The sequence below is a fragment of the Vibrio sp. D54 genome (genome assembly GCF_021728075.1).
GTDB classification, from domain to species: Bacteria; Pseudomonadota; Gammaproteobacteria; order Enterobacterales; family Vibrionaceae; genus Vibrio; species Vibrio alginolyticus.
Genome location: NZ_JAKKCS010000007.1, coordinates 225,163 through 235,840, shown reverse-complemented (window position 1 = coordinate 235,840; position 10,678 = coordinate 225,163). Strand labels below are relative to the sequence as shown.

Genomic DNA, 10,678 nt, shown 5'->3' with positions numbered 1-10,678 from the left:
AAGCGAACTGCTTCTTTACGGAATTCTTCGGTGTACGCTGGATTACGATGTTTAGCCATAAATCACCTCTCAATTAGACCCTAGATCTAACTTAGTAAAGTGTCTACTAAACGTGGGGTACTCGGAACGATAACGCCATACGCTTTGCCGTCTTTGAGTATAATAAATAATGGTTAGGCACGATAAATAAGGACTCAGTTTGGTTATCGACAAAACTCATTTACTACAGAACTTTCAATTTCGGCTTCCAACGGGCTACCACAAAGAGTCCCTTGCACGACTGAAATGGATGAAAGAAAAGTCCCTGAGAGATGCGGCAGTCTTAATCGGTTTTGTGGAACGCGATGACGGGTTACAAGTCATTCTGACTAAGCGCGCAGCCCACTTACGCCATCATCCGGGACAAATCAGCTTTCCCGGTGGCAAATATGAGCAGGAAGATATTCAGCTCGTGAATACCGCTTTAAGGGAAACCAAAGAAGAAGTTGGGATAGAAGATGAGCATATTCATGTGTTTGGTCAACTGCCTACACTACCAACGATTAGTCAGTTTAATGTGACGCCTTTTTTGGCTTTTGTTTCTCCGGAATATAAAACGCATATTGACCCAAATGAAGTAGAGTCAGTTTTTGAGGTTCCTGCCAACCATATTCTGAACCCCAAAAAATTGTATAGCACCAAATTTGACCTAAAAAGAAGCAGTCATCGTGTATTTGCTATCCCATATAGACAGCATTTCATCTGGGGCATGACGGCACAAATTATCGAATCAATGCAAAAACATATTATTTCACATTAAATAGTTGTTGATATCGGTGCTTTTATAGGCGCGATCATTATGCGCATCAATATTAATAAAACGTTGCTTCATAAACATTCATTCACATTAGATTAATTTTCCATTTTCACCGCAAACGCTTGCGGTGAAATAAATTTATACAAACAGCCCTATTGATAAGTTTTTCTAATTTTACTCATTAGCAGAAATCACGAGTAGCACATCATTTTCGTGATAAAAAGCAGGTTTTTGACATATCATTCAATAAGCGTAAGCAATAAATGATTTAGATCTAATTTTCCTAGTGTAAAATCTTGCAAAATTACTCCCGACTTATTTCCTGTTCCCAAAATGAGTAACTAAAAAATGAATACAACTACTTCTGCGGTTTCTACCGCACAATCGTCTAGTAAGTTTTCTTACAAAGACTTTACCTGGTGTCTGTCCCTTTTTGGTACGGCAGTAGGTGCAGGTGTACTGTTCCTTCCTATTAAAGCAGGTGCAGGTGGCTTTTGGCCATTAGTAATCCTAGCCCTAATCGCAGCACCAATGACTTGGTTCGCACACAAATCTTTAGCTCGTTTCGTTCTTTCTGCGAAAAACCCTGAAGCGGACATCACCGACACAGTAGAAGAGCACTTTGGTAAGACTGGCGCAAACCTTATTACGTTCGCTTACTTCTTCGCTATCTACCCAATCGTACTTATCTACGGTGTTGGTATCACAAACACAGTTGACTCTTTCCTAGTTAACCAAATGGGCATGGAATCTATTCCTCGCTGGCTACTTTCTGGTGCACTTATTGCTGCAATGACAGCAGGCGTAGTATTCGGTAAAGAGCTTATGCTGAAAGCAACTTCAGCAATGGTTTACCCTCTCGTGTTCATCCTACTAGCGCTGTCTGTATACCTAATTCCTGGTTGGAACACTTCAATGATGGAAGTGTCACCTGACTGGGGTGCAATGCCAGCTATCGTTTGGCTAGCAATCCCTGTTATTGTGTTCTCTTTCAACCACAGCCCAATCATTTCTCAGTTCTCTAAAGAGCAACGTCGTGTATACGGTGATGACGCAGTTAAGAAAACTGACGCTATCACCGGTGGCGCAGCAATGATGCTGATGGGCTTTGTTATGTTCTTCGTTTTCTCTGTTGTACTTTCTCTGTCTCCAGAGCAACTAGCAACGGCGCAAGAGCAAAACATCTCTGTTCTCTCTTACCTAGCAAACGTGCATGAATCTCCACTGATCTCTTACATGGGTCCATTGGTTGCTTTCGCAGCGATCACCTCTAGCTACTTTGGCCACTTCTTGGGTGCGCACGAAGGTCTAGTTGGTCTAGTGAAATCTCGTTCAAAATCACCAGTAAGTAAGATCGAGAAGATGTCTCTAATCTTCATTGTAATCACAACTTGGATCGTTGCTATCGTTAACCCAAGCATCCTAGGTATGATTGAAACAATGGGTGCACCGATGATTGCGGCAATCCTATTCTTGATGCCAATCTTCGCAATGCAAAAAGTTCCTGCGATGGCTAAGTACAAAACTTCAGCACCTGTGCAAATTTTCACAGCAATCTGTGGTCTTGCTGCAATTAGTTCTGTAATCTACGGCGCTCTTTAATCATCTCTGCCCGTTGCAGTATGATTAATCCAAAAATATAACGATAAAATTAAGCCTCCCAACTCCCCTTGGGAGGCTTTCTTCTGAGGTAATCGATATGATTAGTGTTTTTGATATCTATAAAATCGGTGTTGGACCTTCAAGCTCACACACTGTAGGCCCAATGAAAGCGGGTAAAGAGTTTATTGATGATCTTCGTGCAATGGGAAAACTGCGCGACATCACTAAAATCACCGTTGACGTTTATGGATCACTATCACTGACAGGGAAAGGTCACCACACAGATATTGCTATCATCATGGGTCTTGCAGGCAACACTCCTGAGAAAGTTGATATCGATTCTATCCCGGGCTTTATCGCTCGTGTAGAAGAAACTGAACGCCTTCCTGTTGGCATGCACTGTCACACAGTATCGTTCCCACGTGAAGGTGGAATGAACTTCCACAAAACAAACCTAGAGCTACACGAAAACGGCATGCAGATCCACGCTTGGATTGATGACGAAAAGGCGTACTCAAAAACTTACTACTCTATCGGCGGTGGTTTCATCGTTGATGAAGAAAATTTCGGTAAAGAAGCTGAAAACCCAGTAAAAGTACCTTACCCGTTTACAACGGCAGAGGAACTGGTTAACCAATGCCACGAAAGTGGATTGTCCATCAGCGCACTAACCATGAAGAATGAGCATGCGCTTCATTCAGATGAAGAAACTCGTACTTATTTCGCAAACATCTGGCGCACAATGCGCGAGTGTATGGATCGCGGTATGAATGAAGAAGGTATTTTGCCTGGTCCACTGCGTGTGCCTCGCCGTGCAGCAGCACTTCGCCAGCAGCTACTTACTTCAGAAAAGACAACAAACGACCCAATGTCTGTTGTTGATTGGGTAAACATGTTTGCTTTCGCAGTAAACGAAGAGAACGCAGCAGGTGGCCGCGTTGTTACAGCACCAACTAACGGTGCGTGTGGCATCATCCCTGCGGTACTGGCTTACTACGATAAGTTCATCCAAACTGTGACTGAAAAAGATTACATCCGTTACTTTGCAGCTTCTGGCGCAATCGGTGGTCTTTACAAGCGTAACGCGTCGATCTCTGGTGCAGAGGTTGGCTGTCAGGGTGAAGTTGGCGTGGCATGTTCTATGGCAGCAGCAGGCCTTGCTGAGCTTATGGGTGGTAGCCCAGAGCAAGTATGTATGGCAGCAGAAATCGCAATGGAGCACAACTTAGGTCTAACGTGTGACCCAGTTGCAGGTCAGGTTCAGGTTCCATGTATCGAGCGTAACGGTATTGCGGCAGTAAAAGCAATCAACTCTACTCGTATGGCACTACGTCGCTCTTCAGCTCCAACTGTTTCTCTAGATAAGGTTATCGAAACCATGCTAGAAACAGGTAAAGACATGAACGCGAAATACCGCGAAACATCTCAAGGTGGTCTAGCAATCAAAGTGATTTGCTAACACGCCTTTCTGAATACCAATCAAAACCCGAGTTTATGCTCGGGTTTTTTTATACCCCAAAAACCCAGGAGAATGCGTTATCAGGACAAGTAAAAAAAACCTAAAACGTTGAATATATCCAAATATTATGGATATCTCAGTAAAAAATCACATCTCTTCCCTAGCTTTATTGATAACGTAGCCAAAAATTAAACTTGGAGCACATCAACACATGATTAGGTTTGAAATTGGAAACCAAATCTGCGTTTGCTTGTCCGAAAACGAAATATCTCTAGAGCTCAATCAGTCACTCCACCACTCCATTCCTGTCAACCCAAATGAGTACGCCATTCTGTCAACTATCGCCACATACGGCAGTTTAAATACGCCGATTAGTCAGCGGTTAATAGAAAGCAAAATCACTCAACAATACAAAATGACACTGCCTGAAAATGGCTTTAAAAACGCGGTGGCCGCTCTAAGAAAGAAATTTCGCAAGCTCACGGAAGAACATTTAACCACTAACAAAAACATTATCGAAAACATTCACCGGACCGGATACTTCATCCCTTTTACTATGCAAAACAACCATCAGAATGGCATCGAACATCAACAGAAGATCAATCAATACACAACCAATAGTCTTCGCAAAGCGCTTCGTATTTGCCTGCGTAATAAAAAGATCTATTCAGAAGCAATGTGGGTTGTGTTGATCACTGCGATCATTTTCTTTGCTATCTGTTACTACGCGATAAACAGCATCGTTAAACATAATTATCTGGATAACGCCTTCGAAATTGCAGAGAATCTTTCCCGCAGGAGTTGCTTTGCTAATGAAAGCGAACTGAAGTCACTATTTGATAATGTGAAGTTGGTGGAATCGAGCATGATGCTAGATCGTTTCAATATTCGATGCTTAGTCACTCCAGAAACCGTTGTCCCTGTCAGCAAAAAAGCGTTTGAAGAGTGGAGTAACAATAGCAATTACACTACCCAATCATTTGACTTAAATAACGCAACTGTTTTGGTTCGTGTTAAAAACATTAACTTATCCGACAATGTTGAAAATCATATTTCACGTTTTTTTCTTTCCGGTATGAAGCTATCAACGAATACCGGAACATCGTTAGAGATTGGTAACACCAATGAACGCTTCTTCAATTATCACGTAAAGAATAGTGGCTATAAAGAGGTGTATTACATCTCTGGACCGTTTCAAAGTATCATTCTACTGAGCTTACTTTTTCTCATTATACTGCGTCACCGCTCCCTACAAGCCTTTATGGCTTACTTGTGCGCAATTCGACAATTCAAAATAAAACTGGAACCGATTTATAACACTTCGGCACAAAAGATTGTGCACTACGAAGCCCTCTCCCGGTTTAAGGTAAAAAATACGCAACGGTTTATTGAAACACTGATCCGCAATGGATTGCTGCTAACTCATACCTTACTGGTGATTGATTCCATCTACACCAAACAAAAAGCGTTGCCCATCCCTATCAGCATTAACGTTTGTCCTTCTTTGCTGCGAGGGCGTAACTTTTCAATCCTATATAGAGAGCTATCTAATCGGGATTGCCGTTTGCTGACAATCGAAATCACAGAAAATGCATCGATGTATTATACCTCTGAGATTTATGGCAATGTCGCGAAACTAAAAGCACTGGATTGTAAAATCAGTATTGATGACTTTGGCACCGGCAATAATAATGTGGCGCTTATCAGCAAGCTGAATCCGGACTACCTAAAAATCGACCGAGAATTTGTTATTGGCCTAAAATCTGATGATAAAAAGATAGAAACCTTGCGTCAGTTAATTGCTATGGGCAATACGTATCGCTGCACGGTCATTGTTGAAGGCGTAGAAACGGCAGACAGTGCTCACTTACTCACAACATTGGGCGCCTATATTCACCAAGGTTATTATTACCCTCTTCATTGCTAGCTTTTCTTCACTCGGTTAGTTACTTAAAATAGATTTAATACTCTATAAAAACTCGTGGTGGCATAACGGTATGCCGCCAATTTGTGATTGAGCGATGATTGCGATTAAACCCACCAAACTGAAAGATTTTTCAAGTTTGATGCAATTGGATGTGCAAGAAGAGCAAAAAGGATTTTTTACACCGTTTGAAATGGCTTACCAAAAACGTAGTAAGTCAGAGGCGTTGTTTACGATTTATTCTGATGACCTATTAGTAGGCTATCTTGTTATCGATAAAGGTTTCTCCCAACATGCGCCGTTTGCTAAACGATACGAACTGGAGCTTAAATACTTGATGATTGATCAACGTTTCCAGCGTCAAGGGGTTGGGAGTGAGGCATTGCGTAAACTGTTCCTTTATGCGTATACCATTAACCCTAAAAGCACCTCTCTTTGCGCCACTGTTCCACAAAGTCAGCAATACGCTATCAGTTTTTTTGATGCGTGCGGATTCATTAATACAGAGGAAACAACATTGGGTGATAATGAAAAAGAATGGATTCTACGACACCCATTGAGCTAGCTGGTGAAGCATAATCAAAATTGGGCCATTCAGATACAACAAAGGCAAGCTTCTCGCTTGCCTTGTTTAATGCTCAATAGAAAGTGACTTATTCGCCTTTGTAAATACAACCCGCTGTGCACGTTTCTTTGATTTCTACTTTGCTTAGCAGTGGTAAGCTTGGCTTAAGCTGCTGCCAAATCCATTTTGCTAACACTTCGCTAGTCGGGTTCTCTAACCCTTCAATGTCGTTTAGGTAGTAATGGTCTAAGCGATTGTAAATTGGTTTAAATGCAGCTTTGATCTCTGCAAAATCCACTACCCAACCTGTATGTGGATCAACTTCACCTTCTACATAAAGACGAACAAGGAAAGAGTGTCCGTGCAAACGACCACACTTGTGACCTTCTGGTACGTGTGGCAAATGGTGTGCTGCTTCGAACATAAACTCTTTGTATAATTCTGTTTTCATCTTGATTCTCAGGCTTTAAAAAGACAGGCAATACTAAGGAATTCGCTGCCAAGAGACAAGCGTTACCCCATACAAGCGTAGCAAAAACTTCCGCTGGTTCCCGGCCTCTTTGCTATCACTCACACCAAAGCGCCGTATTTCTGTCACGCGCCAAACATTTGATTACACAGCACTCACATCACAATTACATATCCCCAACATGTGTGGGGTCACAATCATTCATTTCGTTGTTCGCAGTACGCATTTGTGCACATTAATATTGTGCAGTTCGTTCCAATTACACTTATAAATTTATGCGCTCAACTATCACTTTTAAGCTCTTACTGGCGTTAATTGCTGTCTTCAGCTGCGTTCTAGCTGCCTCTACGGCTTACCAATACCATCAACAAAAAACCTTAATCAATGATGTTCTTAGTGAACAACTCCATGACAAGGCTAGTAATTATTTCGATAGCCTAAATATGATGATGCTTACGGGCACCATGTCGCAAAAAGAAACCTTACGTCAAAAGGCCCTGGCCCAAGAAGGCATTGAAGCAGTTCGCGTGTTGCGAGCTGACGCTGTGACCAAACTTTACGGACCTGGGCAACAAAACCAGCAGCCTGTCGATGATATTGATCAACGAGCGTTGAATGGTGAACTGGTGATCGAACCAATCTCAGCCGATTGGGGTAAAGGGTTAGTAGTCGCGCTACCAATGAAATCGAGCGAAAATTACCGTGGCACCAACTGCGTTTCTTGCCACGTTGCACCAGCAGGAGAAGTGTTGGGCGCGATTCGCTTGGAATACAACATGAATCATGTCAATTCAATGATCAGTAAACAGGCAATGTTTGCGATGGGAATAATGGCCGTAATCGCATTTGTGGGCTTCATCATAACGATGAGTTTGATTCAGAAAATCATTGTACGACCAATTCAAAGAACGTCGAAATTCATGTCGAATGTGAGCCAAAGCAAAGATCTATCTCAACGACTTATGCATCACCAACAGGATGAAGTGGGCCAACTTTCTACTGCAATCAATTCATTCATGGATACGGTCTCCGAAAGCTTAGAACGTGTGCAAGACACCTCTCACTCACTTGCCGACTCCGCGAGTAAACTAACTGCTGTCGCGCAGTCCACAGATAAAGCGGCCAATAACCAACAGCTAGAGACCAACGAAGTACAAAGTAATATCACCGATATGTTGCAGCAACAAACTGCGGTTGAGGACTCGACTAACAACGCTACTGTTTTGGTCAATCACACCGTTGATGTCGCCACTCATAGTGCAAGCCAAGCACACAACGTCAGTGAAGACATCAAACAACTAGTAAGTAACATTGATACCGTACGGGAAAAAATCAGCTCTCTAAATCAAAGAACCGAAGAAGTGTCGTCCATTCTTGTGGTTATTAAGGGTATTGCAGAACAAACCAATCTGCTCGCGTTGAATGCTGCTATCGAAGCCGCCCGTGCCGGAGAGCAAGGACGCGGTTTTGCGGTCGTCGCGGAAGAAGTGCGTAACCTGGCTTCTAGGACGGCTGAAGCCACTGGTAATATTGAACATATCATTTCTCAATTCCAGCAAGGAAGTGAAGAGTCATTAACTTCTGTTGATACCGTCTGCCAGTTTGCTCATCAACGCTCTGTCGATGTCGAGGCACTATCAGCCACAATGCATAACGTTGTTGACGAAATGCGCCAAGTGCTCAGACATGCAGAAGATATCCAAAACCAGACGCAAACCACATCTGATGTAAGTCAGCATATTCAATCTAAAATAGATGTGATCACACTGCATGCTAACGACACATCGCAATCAGCATCGCACACGCGTGATATTAGTGTTGATTTAGAGCATCTATCCGAACGTTTAGAGCAATTACTAAACCAATTCACACTTTCAGAGCACAAAAGAGTGAATAAATAGAGAGATTCTCCCCATCAAAACGAATATAAAGGTTGATGCGAGCGAATTGACAGGTAATATGTCTCGTTGAATCTGTAAAATGCTACCCAACTCAGCGCTTAGCTTGTTTTTTGAACAAAAATGTTATTAGACAAGTACTTTAAGTAAGCGTTGAGTTGAATTTTTACCTCAATGGAGAATATTGAAAACATGACTTACGCGCCTGTATCAGACGTATTGAAAGGTCAGCTAGCAGTAGACAGCGAAGTGACTGTTCGTGGCTGGATCCGTTCACGTCGTGATTCCAAAGCTGGAATCTCTTTCCTTGCCATATATGACGGCTCTTGTTTCGACCCGATTCAGGCCGTGGTCCCAAATAATCTTAATAATTACGAAGACGAAGTGTTAAAGCTAACGACTGGCTGCTCTGTTGAAGTAACTGGTAAGATTGTTGAATCTCCTGCAAAGGGTCAAGACTTCGAACTTGCTGCCACTGACGTTAAAGTGGTTGGTTGGGTTGAAGATGCTGAAACTTACCCAATGGCAAAAACTCGTCACTCAATCGAGTACCTACGTGAAGTTGCGCACCTACGTCCGCGCACAAACGTAATCGGTGCAGTAGCACGTGTACGTAACTGCCTATCTCAAGCAATCCACCGCTTCTACCACGAGCAAGGTTACTTCTGGGTATCTGCGCCGTTGATCACGGCTTCAGATGCTGAAGGCGCTGGTGAAATGTTCCGCGTATCTACGCTAGACATGGAAAACCTTCCTCGCACTGACGCTGGTAAAGTGGACTACAACGAAGACTTCTTCGGTAAAGAGACGTTCCTAACCGTATCTGGTCAGCTAAACGCAGAAGCTTACGCTTGTGCGCTAAGCAAAGTTTACACTTTCGGCCCTACTTTCCGTGCTGAAAACTCAAACACAAGCCGCCACCTAGCAGAATTCTGGATGGTTGAGCCTGAAGTTGCGTTCGCAGAACTGGATGATGTAGCGAAACTGGCTGAAGACATGCTCAAGTACGTGTTTAAAGCAGTGCTTGCAGAGTGTCGCGATGACCTTGAGTTCTTCGCTCAACGCATCGACAAAGAAGCAATCACTCGTCTAGAGCAGTTCGTTTCTTCTGACTTCGCGCAAGTTGACTACACTGACGCAATCCAGATCCTTCTTGATTCAGGTCGTGAGTTCGAATTCCCAGTTGAATGGGGTATCGATATGTCTTCTGAGCACGAGCGTTTCCTTGCTGAAGAACACTTCAAAGCACCTGTAATCGTTAAGAACTACCCGAAAGACATCAAAGCATTCTACATGCGTGCTAACGATGACGGTAAAACAGTTGCAGCGATGGACGTTCTAGCACCGGGCATCGGCGAAATCATCGGTGGTTCTCAGCGTGAAGAGCGCCTAGACATTCTAGATGCACGTATGCGTGAAGTGGGTATCGATCCTGAACACATGAGCTGGTACCGCGACCTACGTAAATACGGTACAGTGCCACACGCAGGCTTCGGTCTAGGCTTTGAGCGCCTAGTATCTTACGTCACTGGTATGGGCAACGTTCGTGACGTGATCCCATTCCCACGTACTCCTCGCTCTGCGAACTTCTAATCACTTTTTAGTGATATCGAATTAAAAAGACCTCCCATGTGGAGGTCTTTTATTTGTACGAATGATTTTCTAGCAACAGGTGACGCACTCTAGTTGTTATTTTCGTCGTCACCCTCATCTGCTCGCGCTGCGTATTTTACTCCAACCACACACAAGCCAAACATCACAAATGGGATAACGGCAGCAGTGTATTCCGTCCAAACCATATGAGAAAAAGATTTCGCCAATATCAAGTGTGCAAAAACCAACAAAAATGCGCTAAAAATAGCAACACCCATCAACCTAAGTTCATGCTTTACCAACTGCTTTTTCATTACGGCTCCTAACCTAAATGGTTGTCTGCCCATGATTGAAACACAGCTTCGGTATCGT

At 43.2% G+C, this 10,678-nt stretch carries 9 protein-coding genes; 7 read left to right on the top strand and 2 right to left on the bottom strand.

The features are described 5' to 3' along the window. Positions 1-199: 199 nt before the first annotated feature. The 5 genes from L3V37_RS12255 to L3V37_RS12235 all read left to right on the top strand — a co-directional run bounded on the left by L3V37_RS12255 (position 200) and on the right by L3V37_RS12235 (position 6,346). The gene (locus tag L3V37_RS12255) at positions 200-799 is read left to right on the top strand and encodes a CoA pyrophosphatase (protein ID WP_005376901.1); all 600 of its coding nucleotides are present in this window, start codon (positions 200-202) and stop codon (positions 797-799) included. A gap of 345 nt (positions 800-1,144) precedes the next feature. Beyond that, positions 1,145-2,398, top strand: coding sequence for an aromatic amino acid transport family protein (locus L3V37_RS12250; RefSeq protein WP_005388284.1), 1,254 nt, complete (start codon positions 1,145-1,147; stop codon positions 2,396-2,398). Between the two features lie 97 nt (positions 2,399-2,495). After that, positions 2,496-3,857, top strand: a complete 1,362-nt coding sequence (locus tag L3V37_RS12245; protein ID WP_005376899.1) for an L-serine ammonia-lyase — start codon at positions 2,496-2,498, stop codon at positions 3,855-3,857. A 211-nt stretch (positions 3,858-4,068) separates the two neighbouring features. Continuing rightward, on the top strand, positions 4,069-5,784 hold the full coding sequence (locus tag L3V37_RS12240) for an EAL domain-containing protein (RefSeq protein ID WP_138940463.1): 1,716 nt from the start codon (positions 4,069-4,071) through the stop codon (positions 5,782-5,784). Positions 5,785-5,878: 94 nt separating this feature from the next. Then, positions 5,879-6,346, top strand: coding sequence for a GNAT family N-acetyltransferase (locus L3V37_RS12235; protein ID WP_130545087.1), 468 nt, complete (start codon positions 5,879-5,881; stop codon positions 6,344-6,346). A gap of 88 nt (positions 6,347-6,434) precedes the next feature. On the opposite strand, the gene queD is transcribed toward L3V37_RS12235, so the two are convergent. Further along, the gene (queD, locus tag L3V37_RS12230; protein ID WP_005376896.1) at positions 6,435-6,797 is read right to left on the bottom strand and encodes a 6-carboxytetrahydropterin synthase QueD; all 363 of its coding nucleotides are present in this window, start codon (positions 6,795-6,797) and stop codon (positions 6,435-6,437) included. Positions 6,798-7,090: 293 nt separating this feature from the next. Between queD and L3V37_RS12225 the strand changes: the two genes are divergently transcribed. Then, positions 7,091-8,716, top strand: a complete 1,626-nt coding sequence (locus L3V37_RS12225; protein ID WP_237306403.1) for a methyl-accepting chemotaxis protein — start codon at positions 7,091-7,093, stop codon at positions 8,714-8,716. A gap of 189 nt (positions 8,717-8,905) precedes the next feature. Further along, positions 8,906-10,306: an asparagine--tRNA ligase gene (asnS, locus tag L3V37_RS12220; protein ID WP_017636101.1), complete on the top strand. Its 1,401-nt coding sequence runs from the start codon at positions 8,906-8,908 to the stop codon at positions 10,304-10,306. Between the two features lie 89 nt (positions 10,307-10,395). On the opposite strand, the gene L3V37_RS12215 is transcribed toward asnS, so the two are convergent. Beyond that, entirely contained in the window at positions 10,396-10,620 is a 225-nt protein-coding gene (locus tag L3V37_RS12215; protein WP_237306402.1) for a hypothetical protein, read from the bottom strand. Between the last annotated feature and the right edge of the window lie 58 nt (positions 10,621-10,678).

Bases quoted from the DNA above. Each gene is read 5' to 3' on its own strand.
- L3V37_RS12250 (WP_005388284.1), top strand. From the start codon at position 1,145: ATGAATACAACTACTTCTGCGGTTTCTACCGCACAATCGTCTAGTAAG.
- L3V37_RS12245 (WP_005376899.1), top strand. From the start codon at position 2,496: ATGATTAGTGTTTTTGATATCTATAAAATCGGTGTTGGACCTTCAAGC.
- L3V37_RS12240 (WP_138940463.1), top strand. From the start codon at position 4,069: ATGATTAGGTTTGAAATTGGAAACCAAATCTGCGTTTGCTTGTCCGAA.
- L3V37_RS12235 (WP_130545087.1), top strand. From the start codon at position 5,879: ATGATTGCGATTAAACCCACCAAACTGAAAGATTTTTCAAGTTTGATG.
- queD (WP_005376896.1), bottom strand. From the start codon at position 6,797: ATGAAAACAGAATTATACAAAGAGTTTATGTTCGAAGCAGCACACCAT.
- L3V37_RS12225 (WP_237306403.1), top strand. From the start codon at position 7,091: ATGCGCTCAACTATCACTTTTAAGCTCTTACTGGCGTTAATTGCTGTC.
- asnS (WP_017636101.1), top strand. From the start codon at position 8,906: ATGACTTACGCGCCTGTATCAGACGTATTGAAAGGTCAGCTAGCAGTA.
- L3V37_RS12215 (WP_237306402.1), bottom strand. From the start codon at position 10,620: ATGAAAAAGCAGTTGGTAAAGCATGAACTTAGGTTGATGGGTGTTGCT.